The organism is Labedella endophytica, from assembly GCF_003990045.1.
In the GTDB taxonomy this organism is placed as follows: Bacteria; Actinomycetota; Actinomycetes; order Actinomycetales; family Microbacteriaceae; genus Labedella; species Labedella endophytica.
This window is the reverse complement of record NZ_RZGZ01000002.1, coordinates 1177428-1194511: the sequence shown is the minus strand read 5'-3', so window position 1 is coordinate 1194511 and position 17084 is coordinate 1177428. Positions and strand designations below refer to the sequence as shown.

15 protein-coding genes are annotated in these 17084 nt (G+C 70.4%); 4 read left to right on the top strand and 11 right to left on the bottom strand.

The genetic code is table 11. The features are described from left to right. Window positions 1–34: 34 nt before the first annotated feature. The 6 genes from ELQ94_RS09095 to ELQ94_RS09070 form a co-directional block, all read right to left on the bottom strand. Entirely contained in the window at window positions 35–853 is an 819-nt protein-coding gene (locus ELQ94_RS09095) for a hypothetical protein (RefSeq protein ID WP_127049341.1), read from the bottom strand. Window positions 854–964: 111 nt separating this feature from the next. After that, complete coding sequence (locus tag ELQ94_RS09090; protein ID WP_127049338.1) at window positions 965–2446, bottom strand: MDR family MFS transporter; 1482 nt, start codon at window positions 2444–2446, stop codon at window positions 965–967. 269 nt (window positions 2447–2715) lie between these two features. Beyond that, a complete protein-coding gene (locus ELQ94_RS09085; protein ID WP_127049336.1) occupies window positions 2716–3309 on the bottom strand; it encodes a nitroreductase family protein in 594 nt (197 codons plus the stop codon). A gap of 77 nt (window positions 3310–3386) precedes the next feature. Further along, the gene (gene acs / locus ELQ94_RS09080; protein ID WP_127049334.1) at window positions 3387–5426 is read right to left on the bottom strand and encodes an acetate--CoA ligase; all 2040 of its coding nucleotides are present in this window, start codon (window positions 5424–5426) and stop codon (window positions 3387–3389) included. A gap of 114 nt (window positions 5427–5540) precedes the next feature. Then, window positions 5541–5987, bottom strand: coding sequence for a hypothetical protein (locus tag ELQ94_RS09075; RefSeq protein WP_127049332.1), 447 nt, complete (start codon window positions 5985–5987; stop codon window positions 5541–5543). 102 nt (window positions 5988–6089) lie between these two features. Then, window positions 6090–6341 carry a hypothetical protein gene (locus ELQ94_RS09070; RefSeq protein WP_127049330.1) on the bottom strand — a complete coding sequence of 84 codons (252 nt, stop codon included), beginning with the start codon at window positions 6339–6341 and terminating at the stop codon, window positions 6090–6092. 144 nt (window positions 6342–6485) lie between these two features. Between ELQ94_RS09070 and ELQ94_RS09065 the strand changes: the two genes are divergently transcribed. From ELQ94_RS09065 to ELQ94_RS09055, 3 genes are all read left to right on the top strand, one after another. Beyond that, window positions 6486–7535 carry a zinc-dependent alcohol dehydrogenase family protein gene (locus ELQ94_RS09065; protein ID WP_127049328.1) on the top strand — a complete coding sequence of 350 codons (1050 nt, stop codon included), beginning with the start codon at window positions 6486–6488 and terminating at the stop codon, window positions 7533–7535. A gap of 77 nt (window positions 7536–7612) precedes the next feature. Further along, window positions 7613–10222 (top strand): helix-turn-helix transcriptional regulator, encoded by a 2610-nt coding sequence (locus ELQ94_RS09060; RefSeq protein ID WP_127049326.1) that lies wholly within the window; start codon window positions 7613–7615, stop codon window positions 10220–10222. 362 nt (window positions 10223–10584) lie between these two features. After that, window positions 10585–11187 carry a hypothetical protein gene (locus ELQ94_RS09055; protein ID WP_127049324.1) on the top strand — a complete coding sequence of 201 codons (603 nt, stop codon included), beginning with the start codon at window positions 10585–10587 and terminating at the stop codon, window positions 11185–11187. Here ELQ94_RS09055 and ELQ94_RS09050 read toward each other — a convergent pair. The 3 genes from ELQ94_RS09050 to ELQ94_RS09040 all read right to left on the bottom strand — a co-directional run bounded on the left by ELQ94_RS09050 (window position 11171) and on the right by ELQ94_RS09040 (window position 14366). Continuing rightward, window positions 11171–12256 carry a threonine aldolase family protein gene (locus tag ELQ94_RS09050; protein WP_127049322.1) on the bottom strand — a complete coding sequence of 362 codons (1086 nt, stop codon included), beginning with the start codon at window positions 12254–12256 and terminating at the stop codon, window positions 11171–11173. The two genes, ELQ94_RS09055 and ELQ94_RS09050, sit on opposite strands and share 17 nt — an antisense overlap. An 83-nt stretch (window positions 12257–12339) precedes the next feature. After that, window positions 12340–13485 carry an ABC transporter permease gene (locus tag ELQ94_RS09045; RefSeq protein WP_127049320.1) on the bottom strand — a complete coding sequence of 382 codons (1146 nt, stop codon included), beginning with the start codon at window positions 13483–13485 and terminating at the stop codon, window positions 12340–12342. Continuing rightward, complete coding sequence (locus ELQ94_RS09040; protein WP_127049318.1) at window positions 13482–14366, bottom strand: ABC transporter ATP-binding protein; 885 nt, start codon at window positions 14364–14366, stop codon at window positions 13482–13484. Before ELQ94_RS09040 ends, ELQ94_RS09045 begins: the two co-directional genes overlap by 4 nt. Before the next feature lie 161 nt (window positions 14367–14527). Here ELQ94_RS09040 and ELQ94_RS09035 point away from each other — a divergent pair, with 161 nt between their 5' ends. Continuing rightward, the gene (locus tag ELQ94_RS09035; protein WP_243696934.1) at window positions 14528–14869 is read left to right on the top strand and encodes a hypothetical protein; all 342 of its coding nucleotides are present in this window, start codon (window positions 14528–14530) and stop codon (window positions 14867–14869) included. A gap of 103 nt (window positions 14870–14972) precedes the next feature. Here the strand turns inward: ELQ94_RS09035 and ELQ94_RS09030 are convergent, their stop codons facing one another. Further along, window positions 14973–15650 carry a response regulator gene (locus ELQ94_RS09030; protein ID WP_127049316.1) on the bottom strand — a complete coding sequence of 226 codons (678 nt, stop codon included), beginning with the start codon at window positions 15648–15650 and terminating at the stop codon, window positions 14973–14975. Continuing rightward, complete coding sequence (locus tag ELQ94_RS09025; RefSeq protein WP_127049314.1) at window positions 15647–17053, bottom strand: sensor histidine kinase; 1407 nt, start codon at window positions 17051–17053, stop codon at window positions 15647–15649. The genes ELQ94_RS09030 and ELQ94_RS09025 overlap by 4 nt, the downstream gene beginning before the upstream one ends. Window positions 17054–17084 lie beyond the last annotated feature (31 nt).

The following is a 17084-nucleotide window of genomic DNA, read 5'->3' as shown; positions in this document are numbered from 1 at the left end:
CGGAGAGACGCGTACGATCTTTCGTCTTCGTGTCCTAGGGGACGAGCAGAGTGGTCGTACTCCGCCAGCCGAGGGAGTCCTCACCCACCTGCCAGACGATCGTCAGAGCGTGGGGTGCGCCGTCGGCCGGCAGGGTGTCGGACGTGACCTCGAACACACGCCCGGCGTCGGACGCCGGTCCGAGCTCCGCCGGCACCTCGTCGCCGTCGACGTACGCCCACACCGTGTCGGGGTAGCCGATCGTCGAGGGGGTGTCGGAATCGAAGCTCTGCGGGCTCGCGAAGAACAGCGACGCAGGTTGCTGCAGGTCGAATGCGCCCGATTCCGAGGAGTCCTCCGCCCCGCTCGACGGGTTCCGCCATTCGTAGAGCGAACCGCCGGTCGTCGGGATGCCCGCGTCATCGATGAGCGGGCCGGTGTCCGTCTCCCGCACGATCCAGGCGTCCGCCGCGGTCTCCGTCTGCGCGCTCACGAGCGTGAAGGCGCCCTCTGGCCCCTCCGTCTCGGTGACGTCCACATCGGCGAAGGCGCTCGCCTCCTCGGGGGAGGTGACGCCGTCGTTCGCGAACCACGAGGCGTACACCTCGGGGTCGCCGCCGTAGAACGACTGGGCCTCCGGGGTCAGGAGTGCCCAGGCTGACGCGCTGTCCTCGGCGACGATCGCGGCGAGGTACTCACGCACGATACCGACGGACGCGCTCTCTTCCGGGGTCGCGCTCGGGCTCGACGAGGGCGTCTCGATCGCGGTCGTGGTGGAGGCGGCAGGCTCGGCCGTCGTGCAGCCCGAGAGAGCGAGCGAGAGTGCGAGAGCCGATCCGCCGAGGAGCGTGATGTTCCGTCGTGTGTCCATCATGACCTCCACGCTACCGGGGACCTCCGCCGACGCAATCAGCCCCGGGGCGGACCCTGTCATCGAGACGGGAGCGCTGGCCGGGGCTGAACGGTGTCGCCCGAAGAGGTTGCGTCAGTGGTGCGTGATCGCCGGCGCGTCGGCGCTCTGCGGCGACGGCCGCACGAAGAACGCGGCGATGATCGCGAGGGATGCGATCGCTGCTCCGTAGAAGAAGGCCGAGTGCACTCCTCCGGCGGTCGCCTCGATCTCACTCGCGCCGCCCGCCAGGAGCGAGGCGGTGCCGACCGTCATGACGGAGACGAACAGTGTCGTCCCGGCGGCCCCGGCGAGCTGCTGCACCGTCCCGATGATCGCGCTGCCGTGGGAGTACAGGCGCGGCTGGACGGCGCCGAGACCGGCCGTGAAGAGCGGGGTGAAGGTGAGGGAGAGCCCGATGCTCAGCACCACGTGCAGGACGAGGATCATCCACGCGGGCGTCGATTCCGTCGCCAGGGTCGCGAGGCCCCAGAGGGCGGTCGCGACGATGATCGTCCCGGGCACGAGGAGCGGTCGCGCGCCGAAACGGTCGTAGGCGCGGCCGACGAACGGCGCACCGAGGCCCATCAGGAGTCCTCCGGGCAGCAGCAGGAGACCGGCTTCCACGGGCGCGAGCCCCAGGACGGTCTGGAGGTAGATGGGGAGGAGGATGATCGTGCCGAAGAGCGCCATCATCATGGCCCCCATGAGAACGACCGTCACGGCGAAGGTGGACGAGCGGAACGTGCGCAGGTCCAGCAGGGCGCGGTCCGTGCGCTGCAGCAGGAGTTGACGGGTGATGAACAGCGCGAGCCCGAGCACGCCGACCACGAACGGAACCCACACCGGCACGATGGGGGTGCCACTCGCGCCCTCGCCGAGTGAGCTCAGTCCATAGACGATTCCGCCGAAACCGAAGACCGAGAGGACGACGGACACGGGGTCGATGCGCGCGTCCGTGTGCTCGCCGACGTTCTTCATGCGGCTGAGGCCGAGGACGAGCGACGCGATCGCGATGGGCAGGACGAGCCAGAAGATGAAGCGCCAGTTCAGGATCTCGAGGATGAGTCCGGAGACCGTCGGGCCGACCGCGGGCGCGACCGAGATGACGATCGAGATGTTGCCCATCATGCGACCGCGGCTGGCCGGCGGCACGAGGGTCATGACCGTGGTCATGAGCAGAGGCATCATGACGGCCGTTCCGCTCGCCTGGATGACGCGGCCGACGAGGAGGACCTCGAACGTCGGGGCGAGGGCCGCCGCGAGCGTTCCGATGCTGAAGAGCGTCATCGCCGCACCGAAGAGCATGCGCGTGGTCACGCGCTGGATGAGGAAGCCGGTGATGGGGATGACGACGGCCATCGTGAGGAGGAACGCCGTGGTGAGCCACTGGCCGACGTGCGCCTCGATGCCGAAGTCCGCCATGAGGTTCGGGAGGGCGACGCCCATCACCGTCTCGTTGAGGATGACGACGAAGGCCGACACGAGCAGCAGCGTGATGACGGAACGGTCGCGGGCCGAGAGGCCAGTGGTCGTGGCCGCGGGCGTGCGCTCCGGAAGGGTGTTCTGTTCTGTCATGTGGCGCCTCGCGTCCGTGGTGGGGGATCCGTGTGGGTGCAATCCGGCGTGCATCGGCCCCAGGAGAGCCGGCTCGTCGCACGGATGCGTTGCCGCGTCGTCGGTCGTGACCGAGCGCGTCTCGAACCGCAACCGACGGGATGGTCCGATCATTCCCGAACGGACCGGAACCGCCGACGTCGCTCTCTCAGTATCCCGCGGGAACCGCTTCGCGACGCGGACGATCCCCCGATTTCATCTGATCGAAACCGGGGGATCGGCGAGGGAGGTCAGTCGTCGATGACGACGATCTCCGAGAGGCCCTTGCGCTGGCGCGGAGCCGTCTCGCGGCTGCGCAGCATCTCGTTCTCGAGCGCGTCCGGCGAACCGAGCACGCCGACCGCCGTCACCGTGACGGGGACGAAGCGCTGCTCGAGCGCGAACGCCTCGCGGATCGCGTCCACGTCGAACCCGCCGACCGGGTGCGTGTGGAGGCCGCTCTTGTGGGCCTGGAGGTTGAACGTGGCGGCGGCCTGGCCGAGGTCGTAGACGGCCCAGGGCAGGGGCGTGCCTTCGTCCGTCTCCGTCTCGGCGATGTTCACGACGAGGGCGTGCGCGCTCGCGGCCCACGCGGCGTTGAACGGGACGAGGGCGTCGGCGATGCGCTGGAACGTGTCGCTTCCGCGACGGCCGACGATGAAGCGCCAGGGCTGCGTGTTGCTCGCGGACGGCGCCCAGCGGGCGGCCTCGAGAGCGGCGACGAGGGCCTCCTCCTCGAACACCGCGTCGGGGTCGAAGGAGCGGGGGCTCCAGCGCCCGGCGATGACGTCGCTTATCGGCACGCTCGTGTCGGCGAGACGGTCGGGGGAGGAGATGATGCTCATGGTCTGCTCTTTCGTTCAGCGTCCAGGTGACCGGACACCGTCGTCCTGGACCAGGACAACGCCCTCGGGGGCGCAATCTATTCCTCGGTATGGAAGATCGCCTCGATACGGGCGGGCACCGTGTCGTCCTGAAGGCTCGTCACGTCGCCGAGCGGGCGGCCGTCGGCGATGTCCACGAGGAGTCGCCGCATGATCTTCCCCGATCGCGTCTTGGGAAGATCCGGCACGGCGAGGATGCAGCGCGGCTTCGCGACCGGCCCGATCACCTCGGCGACGTGCGAGCGCAGGGTGTCCGTGAGTTCGGCGGATCGACGCCTCCACACGGCGGGGTCGAGAGCGCCCTCGTCGCGGACGGAGGGGATGACGAAGGCGGCTATCGCATGACCGGTGACCGGATCGGCCACCCCGACGACGCCGGCCTCGGCCACGTCGGGGTGCGAGACGAGAGCGGACTCGATCTCGATCGTCGACAGGCGATGACCGGACACGTTCATCACGTCGTCCACGCGCCCGAGCACCCAGATGTCGCCGTCCGTGTCCCACTTCGCTCCGTCGCCGGAGAAGAAGAACCCCTGCTCCCAGAAGCGCGTCCAGTACGCGTCGCGGTAGCGGTCCGGGTCGCCCCAGACGGTGCGCGCGAGGGCGGGCCCGGGGCGGTCCACCACGAGGTAGCCGCCGGAACCGTACGGCACCGTCGCGCCGGCCTCGTCGACGATGCGCACCCCGAGCCCCGGGAGGGCGCGTGCGGCGGAACCCGGCTTCAGGGTGCTCGCTCCGGGGAGCGGCGCGAGCACGGCCGCGCCCGTCTCCGACTGCCACCAGGTGTCGACGATGGGGGCGGAGCCGGCGCCGATGTTCTCACGGAACCACATCCACGCCTCGGGGTTGATCGCCTCACCCACGGTGCCGAGGAGCCGGATGCTCGACAGGTCGAACTCGGTGGGGACACCCTCGGGGAACCACGAGCTCAGCGTGCGGACGAGGGTCGGTGCCGTGTAATACGTGGTGACGCCGTAGCGCTCGATGATCTCGAGATGGCGGGTGCGCCGCGGTGCGTCGGGAGTGCCCTCGTAGATCACCTGGGTGAGCCCGTTGGAGAGCGGACCGTAGATCTCGTACGTGTGGGCGGTGACCCACGCGAGGTCGGCGGTGCACCAGTGCACGTCGTCCGGTTTCGCGTCGAAGACCGCCCAGTGCGTGAACGAGGCCTGCGTGAGGTAGCCGCCGGAGGTATGGACGAGGCCCTTGGGCTTCCCCGTGGTGCCCGAGGTGTAGATGATGAAGAGCGGCGTCTCCGCGTCGAAGAACGCGGGCTCGTGCCGGTCGGGCGCGCTGTCCACCACGTCGTGCCACCACACGTCGCGACCGTCCGTCCACGGGATGTCGGGGGTCTGTTCGCCCGTGCGCCGTACCACGAGGACGTGCTCGATCGCCTCCGCGTCGGCCACCGCGCGATCCGCGTTCTCCTTCACAGCCACGGCCTGCCCGCGCCGGAACTGGCCATCGGTCGTGATGAGCAGCTTCGCGCCCGTGTCGTGAACGCGGAACGCGAGCGCCTCGGCGGAGAAGCCCCCGAAGACGAGCGAGTGGATCGCGCCGATACGCGCGATCGCGAGCGTCGCGATGATCGTCTCGGGGATCACGGGAAGGTACACGACCACGCGGTCGCCCTCCCCGATGCCGAGGGCCGTGAGTGCGTTGGCGGCTTTCGCCACCTCGCGCTCGAGCTCGGCGTACGTGATGCTGCGGCGGTCGCCCGGCTCGCCCTCGAAGTGGAGCGCGACCTTCTCGCCCCGCCCGGCGGCGACGTGCCGGTCGACGCAGTTGACGGCGACGTTGAGGCGCCCACCCGCGAACCACTCGGCTCGCGGCACGGTGAGGTCGCCGTCGTCCCCACGGCGGACCGGCTCCCACGTGTGGGCCGTGTGCCAGGGGGTGTGCCACTCGAGTCGACGCGCCTGCTCCTCCCAGAAGGCCACGGGATCGGCCGCGGCGCGCTCGGTCCACGAGGCGTCGACGTTGGCGCTCGCCGCGATGGCGGCCGGCGGCGGGAACGAGCGGGTCTCGTCGAGGAGGTTCGCGATCGTGGCGGAGAGGGGAGGGGTCGCGTCGGTCACGTGGTCAACGCTACGGGGCGTGACGCCTGGCCGACGGAGCGAGCGCAACCCGGCGTAAACAACGGCACCCGCCGTCCCTGTGGACGACGGGTGCCGCGCGGATCGGAGAGGCGCTCAGGCCTGACGCGGCTCCGGGTCGATATCGGGATCCGTCTCGTTCTCCACCTGGTGGGTCTCGACGTCGGGGTTCCCGATGGCGTCGCCGTCCACGGAGTGCTCGTCTCCCGTGCCGGGGCGGGCCGGCTCGTGGTCAGCGGACTCCTGTGTGCCCGGGGCGGTCTGGTCCAGCTGAGCGGCCTCGATGGGATCGCTCACCTGGGACGCCTCCCGCACATCCGACGTCTCCCGGTGGTTCGTCGTGTGCTCGGTGGAGCGGCTGTCGTAGATCGGAGCATCGGCATCGTCGCCGTGCCCGTCCTCGTCACGCTCGGCGATCCCGCCCGAACCCCCGAGGTGCTCGCCCGGTCCCTTCTCGGCGTCCTCAGCGCGCTTGGCCGCCCACTCCTCTTTCGCACCATCCATGATCGGTGCGTCCTGGGTCTCTTCGTGAGACGAAGCCATCGGATCCTCCTCGTTTCGGGGCCGGGCACATCCCCGGCCGAGGCCAGCCTAGGCAGGCACGACTCGGCGAGCGAGCCCGTTGACGGGCCCCCCACCGCATGCCTACGAGGGATCCTCGGTGTCCTCCAGATCGATCTGCGCGCCGGCCAGGTCGTTCTCGCCGTACTCCGGCTCGGGTTCCCGCGGAGCCCCGCCCGTGGGACCGTCGTTCCCGTCGCCGCGGCCGGGCAGGACCGTCTCTCCGGCGACCCCGTGGGTGGTACCCGTCTGGGTCGCGTGGTCGCGGGTCAGCTCGTCCTGCGTGTCCGCACGGTCGTCATCGAGTGGGGATCCGCTCGGGTTCGTGTCCGTCATGTCCTTCTCCTTCGTGTGCCTCGTGGTTGCGCTCGATCGGTCATCCACGCTAGGCGCGCCGCCACCGCCGTCTCCAGCGCTTGACGCCGCGGAGGGGGTCGTGTCAGCGGAGTCGACGCGAGCGCATGGTCGTAGGCTCGGGGTATGCATGCAGCCGTCATCCACGCAGCCCACGACGTCCGCTTCGAATCCGTCCCGGATCCGGTCCTCGTAACGGGAGGGGACGCCATCGTGCGCGTCGTCGCCTCGTGCGTGTGCGGGTCGGACCTCTGGCCGTACCGCGGTGTCACCGAGACCGAGAAGCCGAAGCGCATCGGCCACGAGTTCGTCGGCATCGTCGAGCAGATCGGCTCCGACGTGAGCACCGTCTCCGTCGGCGACTTCGTGATCGCCCCCTTCTACGACTGCGACATGACGTGCGTGAACTGCCGCAATGGATTCAGCACCTCGTGCCTCGACGGCGGTTGGTGGGGGGCCGACGACCGTTCCGGTGCGTTCGCGGACGGCGGCCAGGGTGAGTTCGTGCGCGTGCCGCACGCCGACGGTTCGCTCGTCGCGACGCCGGAGCAGCCCTCCGCCGAGCTCGTCCCGCACCTCCTGACCCTCGCCGACGTGATGGGCACGGGACACCATGCGGCCGTCTCCGCCGGCGTCGGTCCGGGCAAGACGGTCGTCGTCGTGGGCGACGGGGCCGTCGGCCTCTGCGCGGTCCTCGCCGCCAAGCGCCTCGGCGCCGAGCGGATCGTCGCGATGTCGCGCCACGAGTCGCGGCAGAACCTCGCCCGCCGTTTCGGGGCCACGGACATCGTGGCCGAGCGCGGCGACGAGGGCGTCGAGGCCATCCGCGCGATGTTCGACGGCGTCGGCGCCGATTGCGTGCTCGAGTGCGTCGGCACGAAGGAGTCGATGGACCAGGCTCTGCGCTCCGCCCGGCCGGGCGGTCAGGTGGGCTTCGTCGGCGTCCCCAACGGCGGACCCGAGCTGCCCATGCGCCAGATGTTCGGTACGAACGTCGGTGTGCGCGGCGGCGTCGCGCCCGTGCGCAACTACATCGAGGAGCTGCTCCCCGAGGTGCTGTCCGGCGCCCTCGAGCCCGGACTCGTCTTCGACCTCGAGCTGCCGCTCTCGGAGGTGGCCGAGGCCTATTCCGCCATGGACGAGCGTCGTGCGATCAAGGTGCTGCTGCGCCCGTGACCGGCGCGCATCCGGGCCGCTGCCGTGAGTCGCGGACCCGGTAGCCTGTGACCGGTCCGGGACCGGGAGAGGATGCCATGAGCGGTGGGGTGTTCTTCGGTGCACCTCGGCGCGCCGCGCACCTCATCCGCCGCGAGGCCCTCGAGGCGCGGCTCGACGACGCGAACATGATCACGACGATCAGCGCGGGTGCCGGATTCGGCAAGACCGCTCTGCTGTCGATGTGGGTGACGTCGAGGAACGCCGCCGGCGTGTGGATCGACGGCTCGACCGCGGCCGGGGGCCGGGTCGCGTTCTGGCGCACGGTGTTCCGCATGGTCGCCGAGGCGGTGGCCGATCCGCGGAGCGCAGTCCTGCGTGGCGCCGCTCTCACGGTGGACGGCGAACTCCACGAGGGAACCGTCGACGCGGCCGTCCTCCGGTTCGCGCGGAGCCTGTCCTTCCCCGTCGTCTTCGTCATCGACGACGCCCACCTGCTCGATCTGGACGCGATCGGGCCCGACCTCGTCGCCGTCGCCCGGTACTCGACCGGGTCGCGCGTGATCGTCGCCGACCGTCGCCGACGATTCAGACCGACCCGGATAGCGTCCGACGTGGACGAGACACGGATCACGAGCGACGACCTCCTCCTCGATGCCGCCGAGGTCGCGGCGCTCGTCGCGGTCACGCCCACGCGGTTCCGGGTCGAGCCCGATGACGTGTTGAGACGGACCCGGGGCATAGCCGGTCTCGTGCGACGGCTCGTGGCGCACGGGACCGACGTGTCGCAGCACGCGGACGATCTGCTCGCGCCGTGGGCCCTCGATGCGGAGGAGTGCGTCGTCGGGAGTTCGCGTTCCGCATCGGCGACCGCTGCGTCGATTCCACCGAGGGATGGCGCCGAGCCGTATCTCGTCGCGACGCTCCGGTCCGCGACCCGCGACGAGGCCGCCCGTCTGCTCGGTGCGTCACCGTCCGAAGCGGCGGCCGTGCTCGACGCGGCGGGGGACCACGGACTCGGATGGTGGGAGGGCGCGGCTCCGACGTCCGTGTTCCGGTTCGCCCCGGTCATCGCTGACGCCGCGGCGGTGTCCGTCCGCTCGGCCGGTGCCCCCGCGCAACGCCGCCTCGCGGCCGGCCTCGCACACGTCTTCGCCGTCCGCGGTGATGCGCTCACGGCGTTCGGACTCGCGCTCGATGCAGGCGATTTCGACCTCGCCGTGGCGATAGCCAAGCGGTCGTTCCTCCAGATGGTGAGGGACGACACCCCCGGTCTGCTCCGGCGGCTCCGGCGCGTCCCTCTCGCACGCCTGCGGCGTCACCCGCTCCTCGTGCTCTTCATCGCCATACTCCACTCCCAATCATCCCGGGGCCGCGCTGCGGCGATCGTGCACTTCGGTCTCGCGGAGCAGCTCGCCCGCGCGACCGAAACGACGGCGTCGCCCGACGACCGGGCGATCATGGTGGGAGTCCGCAGCGCGACGATGCGGATGCAGGGGAAGTTCGACCGGGCCGTTCCCCTCGCCCGCGACTTCCTCGATCGGTTCGATCGGCTGACGCTCGAGGAGCAGGACCGGTTGAGCAGCCTCAGTCGCCATCTGCTGTGGCAGGTCGCGCACACACTGTTCTTCGCGGGGGAGACCGAAGCCGCGATCGGGGCCGCCCAGCGCATGCTCGCGGTGCCCGTGCCCGACGACGTGGCGGAGGATCGGGGCATCCGTCCGGCTCTCGCCGTCGTCGCCGCGGTGCAGGCCACCGCCGCGTCGATGATCGACGCGCGTGCGACCCTCGAGGAGGCCGTCAGCCACGCTCGACGCGACGCCCCCTTCTACGCGGTCTGGGAGCGCACCGCCGAGGCGCTCTCGGCGATCGAATCCGGAGAGTTCGCGCGAGCACGGGATCTCCTCGAGACGCTCGATCACCCGATGGGGGCTGGCGAGTATTGGCCGGCGGACCTCGCCGTGCGCGCCATCGCGGAGGTGGGCGAGGGGCGGACGGATGCCGCCCTGCGGATCCTCGAGACCGTGCTCGATGCGGACTCGCCACCCCGGCAGGCGGCCGCGGCCCGGGACGTCGTCGTCGTGCTCCGCGCCCTCCTGGCTGTGGCGGTGCGCCCGCCGGGGGTGGCCGCGAGCGTGGCGAAGCACATCTCGCGAGGGGGGCCGCTGGTAGCGCTCACCGAGGCGGTGATCGCGTTGCGCGGCGGTGAGCCGATGTCGGCGGTCTCCCGCACCGGTCCCGCGCTCGAGCGATCGGCCGGGCCCCGGGTGCGAGGGTCGCTCCTCCTCGTGCGCGCCGCGTCCTGTCTCGCGCTCGCCCAAGAGGAGGCGGCCGGCCGCGCGACGAGCGCAGCGATCTCGGAGCTGTCCGCCGCGGGCCTCGCGACGCCGTGGATGCTCCTCACCGCGACGGAGCGCACCGTGCTCCTCGACCTGGTGGGGCCGGTCGTCGCGACAGAATCCGTCCGCACGAGTGTTGAGCGGATGCCGATCGTCTTCACGGGCCGTTCCCCTGTGGAGCGGCTCACCGGGCGGGAGCGCGAGGTCCTCGCGGAGCTCGTCGCCGGGTCCACGATCCCTCAGGTCGCGGCGGCGTCGGGGGTGTCGACCAATACGGTGAAGACGCAGCGGGCGCGCATCTACCGCAAGCTCGGCGTCGACAACCGGACGGACGCCGCTCGCGTCGCTTTCGAGAACGATCTGCTCTGACTCGGGTCAGCGGCGGGACATCTCGTCGCCGAGCCATCACCCGGATCGACCTTCCGACCCTCCTTCGGGCGGATGACGTCGCCGGGTGACAAGACCGGACGCCGTTCGGATGCTCCCTAGGCTGGGTTGTGGCCGCGCCGAACCCGAACGGCGCCCGGCCACCACCAGAACGCCGCCGGAGAACCCGAATCGATGGACGGCTGTTCATCGTCCGATGCCGTCCGAGCGGGCTAGGCCCTCGCTCGGACGCGCATCGCGACAGTCGCGTCGCTCCGTGTCGGCATCGCCGCCTCATTAGCGGCCCGAGGACTACGCTGTCGAGCGGACGCGACGTGATACGTCCGGTCGAGCGAGGGGACAGGATGTCGAGCTACTCCACGAGGAGCCTCCTCCAGTGTGCCGCGATCGCGGCTGCGTCGGCCATCGCCCTCGTTCTGGCGGGCCCGGTCACGACGTGGCTCGCGGCTCTCAGCGCGCCGGTCTACGCGGTCGTCGCCTCGATCCACATCCTCGGCCCGATGATCGCGCTGCGATGGACGCGACTGCCCTGGGCCGCGACGCTCACCGCGTTCCTCGCAGCGCTCATCGCGATGCCGTTCTCCGCGCTCGGTTTCCTGCTCGTTCCGGCTCTCGTGCTGCCCGCCGTGGCGATCGACGTCGTCGTCCTCCTCGTCAGGCCGCGCGGCCGCGCGCTCGGGCTCTACGCCGGCGCGCTCGCCGGGGGGCTCGTGATCTTCGCGATCTCGTTCGTCGTAATCCCCGCCGACGTGGTGCATCCGGCCCTCGTCGCGACCCTGCTCGTGGCGCGCCTGAGCGCCTACGCGGGGGCGATGCGACTCGCCCGGAGCGTCTCCACGGGACTCGTCCGCGCGGGGGTGCGGCCGGCGGTGGACACCGATCCGCGCCCGTCGGGCGGTCCCGGTGCAGGCGCCGGCAGCGGGAAGCGGTCTACGCAGACGCGGTGAGCTCCGCGCGGATGCCCTCGATGAACGCGTCGACATCGGCCTCCGTCGTGTCCCACGAGCACATCCAGCGGACCTCGCCCGTCGCGACGTTCCAGTCGTAGAAGCGGAACGCCTCGTGAAGGCGTGAGGCCGCGGCGGGCGGCACGATTGCGAAGACGGCGTTCGCGTTCGTCGCCTGCGTGAAGGCCAGGCCGGGGGCCGAGCCGTCGGCGATCGAGGCCTCGAGACCGGCACGGAGCCGGGCCGCCATGGCGTTGGCGTGGGCGGCGGAGCGGCGCCAGAGGTCGTTGCTGAGCAGCTCGATGAACTGGGCGGAGAGGAACCGCATCTTCGAGGCGAGCTGCATGTTGACCTTGCGCAGGTAGACGAGCCCGTCGGACGCGGCCGGGTCGAGCACCACGATGAGTTCGCCGAGGAGGAGCCCGTTCTTCGTGCCGCCGAAGGACACGACGTCCACTCCGGCATCCGTCGTGATCGCCCGGAGGGGCACGTCGAGGGCCGCTGCCGCGTTCGACAGCCGGGCGCCGTCCATGTGCAGTCGCATGCCCCTCTCGTGGGCGTGATCGGCGAGGGTGCGGATCTCGTCCGGCGTGTAGACCGTGCCGAGCTCGGTGGACTGCGTGATCGAGACGACGAGCGGCTGGGCGCGGTGCTCGTCGCCCCAGCCCCACGCCTGCTGGTCGACGAGCGCGGGGGTCAGCTTCCCGTCCGGGGTGTCCACGGTGAGGATCTTGATGCCGCCGATGCGCTCCGGTGCGCCGTTCTCGTCGGTGTTGATGTGCGCGGTCGATGCCGCGACGACGGCGCCCCAGCGGGGGAGCATCGACTGGAGGCCCGTCACGTTGGCGCCGGTTCCGTTGAAGACGGGGAAGGCCTCCGCCTGCTCGCCGAGGTGTTCGCGGATGACGGCCTGGAGCCGCTCCGTGTACGCGTCCTCGCCGTAGGCGATCTGGTGGCCGCCGTTCGCCGTGGCGATCGCCTCGAGGATCTCGGGGTGGATGCCCGCGTAGTTGTCGGAGGCGAAGGCGCGGAAGCGGGGGTCGTGCAGCACGGAGGTCACACCCTCCATCCAACCACCCTCTCTCCCCCCTGAAAACTTCGTATGTGCTTGAAAATTCGAGCACATACGAAGTTTTTAGGGGGGAGAGGGGGTCAGCGGGAGAGGGCGTCCCGCCACTTCACGGTGCCGCCGAGCTTGAGCAGCGAGTTCTCGTAGATCTTCGAGCCGAGCACGATCGTGCCGAGCGCCGTGATCGCGAGGATCACGAGCGACAGGAGCGGCTCCCACCACTGCGCGTCGCCGAGGAACAGGCGCACGGGCATGCCGACCGGAGCCGAGAACGGCACGTACGACATGATGCCGAGCACGACCGGGTTGTCGTAGAAGAAGATCACGAGGAAGTACGGGATCATCACGAGCATCGTCACGGGTGTCGTCGTCGAACCGATGTCCTCGACGCGGGACACCATCGAGCCGGTCGCCGCGAAGAGCGCGGCGAGCAACACGAATCCGAGCACGAAGAACACGACGAACCAGAGCACGGGGGCGCCGAGCAGCGACAGGAGATCGCTCTGTCCCGTGATGGTGAGGCCGATGATCGCGAGCGCCGCGATCATCGCGATCTGACCGAACGCGAGGATCGAGTTCCCGACGACCTTCCCGGCGAGCAGCGCCTGCACCGGCACCGCCGACATGAGGATCTCGACGACGCGGGTCTGCTTCTCCTCCACGACGGACTGAGCGATCGTCGAGCCGAAGGTCATCGCGGAGGCGAAGAACACGACGCCGAACGCAATCGCCACGAGGTAGGCGAGGAACGGATTCTGCGCGTCGCCGTCGAGCAGGGTGACCGGCGGCGTGATGCTCAACTGCTGCAGGAGGCCGGACGGCGTCTCGGAATCGGCCACGACGACGATGCCGAGCGGCGTGGAATCGTCCGGCAGGATCGCCGCGGTGACGTCGCCATCGCGCACGAGCTGCTCGGCCTCCTCAGCGGTGGCGACCTCGGTCGCCTCGATGCCGGTCTGCCCCTGGACGGCCGCGGCGGTGTCGCTCGTGACAGCGACCGTCGTCGACTCGGTGTTCCCGCCGAGGAACCCGCCGAGCAGGATCGACCCGAGGACGACCACCATGAGGATGCCGGTGGAGATGAGGAACGCCTTGCTGCGCAGCTTCATCCGCACCTCCCGCTCCGCGACGAGCCAGGAACTCTGAGCGAAGCTCGGCGTCGAGGGGGCTGTGCTCGTGTGCGGGGCCGGCGTGCGGCCGGTGGTGCCGGCGCTGTTCGTCGCGCTCATGCGACGACCTCCTTGAAGATCTGGGCGAGCGAGGGCCGCTGCCGCGTGTACGAGGTGACGGTGCCGCGCGCGACGGCCTCCCGCAGGACGACCTGAGCGGTGTCCTCGGAGTCGACGTCGAAGACGGCGTCGCCCCCGTGGAAGTCGACGACGGTGACGCCGGGCACGTCGCGAACCCAACCGGCGTCCCCGCCCAGGTGCAGTTCGTACCGCTTGGCCGCATGTGCATCGCGGAGCGCGTCGCGCGGCCCGTTCGCGCGGATCGTGCCGCCGGCGATGATCACGAGGTCATCGCAGAGGCGCTCGACGATGTCGAGCTGGTGGCTCGAGAACAGGACGGGGATGCCCGACGCCGCGTAGTCGCCGAGCACGCCGACGACGGTGTCGACGGCCATCGGGTCGAGGCCGGAGAAGGGCTCGTCGAGCACGAGCACGTCGGGCTCGTGCACGAGGGCCGCGGCGATCTGCGCGCGCTGCTGGTTGCCGAGCGAGAGGCTCTCGACGAGGTCGCCTCGACGCTCGCCGAGTCCGAGCCGGTCGAGCAGCTTCTCGGCGTTCTTCTGCGCGGCCCCCGTGGTGAAGCCGTGCAGTCTGGCGAGGTAGACGAGCTGCTCCTCGACCTTCATCTTCGGGTACAGGCCGCGTTCCTCCGGCATGTACCCGAAGCGGCGGCGCGACTCGGGCGTGAGCGGCTTCCCGTCGAGCGTCACCGTGCCGGAGTTCGAGGAGAGGACGCCGAGGATGATACGCATGGCGGTGGTCTTCCCGGCGCCGTTGCCGCCGACGAAGCCCGTCATGCGCCCCGGTGCGACGTCGAACGAGACCGCGTCGAGCGCACGGCGCTCGCCGTACGTCTTGGTCACCTCCGTGAGTGTGAGCATCTGGTGCGCCTTCCTGATCGTTGGTCCAACGGTACGGTCGCAAGCGGATGTCGGTCATCCGCCGCACGGCGGGTATGTCGCGTCCGCCGCACGGGGGAGCGGGGCGTTCCACCTCGGTCGTCCCCTCGTTCTCATCGGCTGCGCGTGGGAGGATGCTTCTCGTGTGGAGACGGAATCAGAACGACCCGATCGATCAGGCGGCGGCCGCAGCGAGCGGCCTGCTCGGCGTGGGCGTGCAGGTGCACGTCGTCGAGGGCTCCGAGGGCACGCACGACCATTGGGAAGGTGAGCCCACCGGCGTGATCGTGTCGCTCGGCGACTCGCGCCCGAGTGGCGTCGTCGGCATCCCCCGGCTCAAGGGCCAGGTCTGGAAGGTCGCCTTCGACGAGCCGCAGTACCGTCCCGACGGCAAGGGTCCGTACGAGACGGCCGAGATCCCCGCGTCCCTCCTCGTGGCCGCCCCGCCCGTCGCGCGCGACGACCTCCCGGCGGAGCTCCGCTAGACGCTCCCCGCGGTAGACGCCGGCGCAGTCGGTGGGTGAACGGACGATTCTCCTGGCAGAACCGCCTCTTCGTCAGCGAACGCAACCGAATGACGCCAACGCCTCACTCGCCCGGGACGGCGATCCCGTTCTCGTACGCGTAGACGACGGCCTGGATGCGGTCGCGGAGGGAGAGCTTCTGCAGCACCTTCGAGACGTGGCTCTTCACGGTCGCCTCGCCGACGTACAGGCGCGAGGCGATCTCCGCGTTCGAAAGGCCCTCGGCGACGAGGCCGAGCACCTCGAACTCGCGCTCCGTGAGGTCCTGCACCGCCGCGGGGACCACGATCGAGCCCGACTGTGTCGCCTCGGGGGCCGAGGCGCCGAAGCGTTCGATGACGCGGCGCGTGACGGCGGGGGCGAGCAGCGCGTCGCCCGACGCGACGACGCGCACCGCCTCCACGAGTTGCTCGGGCGTCGAGTTCTTGAGGAGGAAGCCGCTCGCCCCCGCCTGCAGGGCGGAGAAGAGGTAGTCGTCCCGGTCGAAGGTCGTGAGGATGAGCACGGCGCTGTGGAGCGCCGGGTCGGCGACGATGACACGCGTCGCCTCGAGGCCGTCCATGCCTGCCATCTGCACGTCCATGCAGATCACGTCGGGATCGAGCTCGCCGGCGCGGGCGATCGCGTCGGAACCCGAGGCGGCCTCCCCGACGATCTCGATGTCGGACTGGGCGCCGAGGATGATGCGGAAACCTGCGCGCACCATCTCGTGGTCGTCGACGAGCAATACACGTGTGGTCATGATCGGTCTCCGCTTCCCGATCCCACGGGGGAATCGATGCTGTGGGGCGCCTCTGTCGAGGGCAGTTCGGACGCGGGTCGCGGTGCCATGGGGGCGGGGACGCGGGCGCGCACGACATAGCGGCCGTCGCCCGCACGGCCGATGTCGATCGTGCCGCCCGAGGCGGACGCGCGTTCGCGCATGCCCACATGGCCGAGGCCTCCGGGATTCGGGGTCCCGCTCGTGGCTCGACCCGTGTTGCTGACTTCGACCTCGACGGCATCGTCGAGGTACCGCACGCGGACGTCGGCGACGGCCGCGCTGCCCCCGTATTTCCGTGCGTTCGTGAGGGACTCCTGTGCGATCCGATACAGGTTGAGGGCGACTCCGGCGGGAACGCGGCGGGGCTCCCCGACGACGTCGAGGGTGGTCGGAAGTCCCGCGGCCGTCGAATCGTCCACGAGGGTGGGTAGGGATTCGAGTCCGAGGGTCGACGCGCTCGTCGCGGCGGGATCCGCGTCGCGGCCGTCCTCCTCGCGCAGGGTCTTCAGCAGTCCGTGGAGCTCGTCGATCGCGCTGCGGGCATTGATCTCCACGTTGCTGAGCGCATCGCGAGCAGCCACTGGATCGCTCTGCATCACCATGCGCGCGGCGCCCGCCTGCACGCCCATGACGGACACGTGGTGTGCGACGACATCGTGCAGCTCGCGCGCGATCCGCACGCGTTCGAGGCTCACCGCCTGCGCGGCGGTGCGGGAGCGCTCGAGTTCGAGCTCTCGGGTGCGGTGCTCGAGCAGGGCGCGCTCGCGGGCGCTCGCGAGCGCCCGATCGCCGAAGAACCAGGCGCCGCCGAAATAGAGGAGGTTCGTCAGAACGTTGATGAGGAGGAAGGCGACGAGCGGTGAGAATGCTCCAGCGCGCGAGAACCCGGCGAGCGAGTCGGGATCCGTGGCCTGCTGGAACATCGCGGTGAGCAACCACACGAACATCGAGACGACGATGAGGCCTCGGATGAGGTGCGCTCGGCGGCGGTCCACGACCCAGGCGCCCACGCTGTAGATGCCGAGGAAGAGCGTGATGTTGGACATGAGGAGCTCGGGGACCTGCAGGAACTGCCCACCGATGAACGCGACGGAGAGGACGAGCGCGACCGTGCACGGGAAACGACGCCGGAACGCGAGGGGCAGCGAGATGACGAGGGCCCACACGATGCTCACGCCCATCGACGCGGGTTCCTCGTAGTAACCGGCCGTGCGATAGAGCATGAGGCTGAAGAGGGTGCCGACGAAGAACGCGACCGCCAGGACGATGTCCGTGCGGAGGGCGCGCTGCGACGGAGCGGGTCGGCGCCAGCGCGGGTCGTCGGGGTCGAGGTCCTCGGGCGCGACGTCGTCGGTGTCGAGGGGAGCTGTGGCGGCGGTCATGGAGTCCGGTCCGTCATCTCGTTGGTGTCGC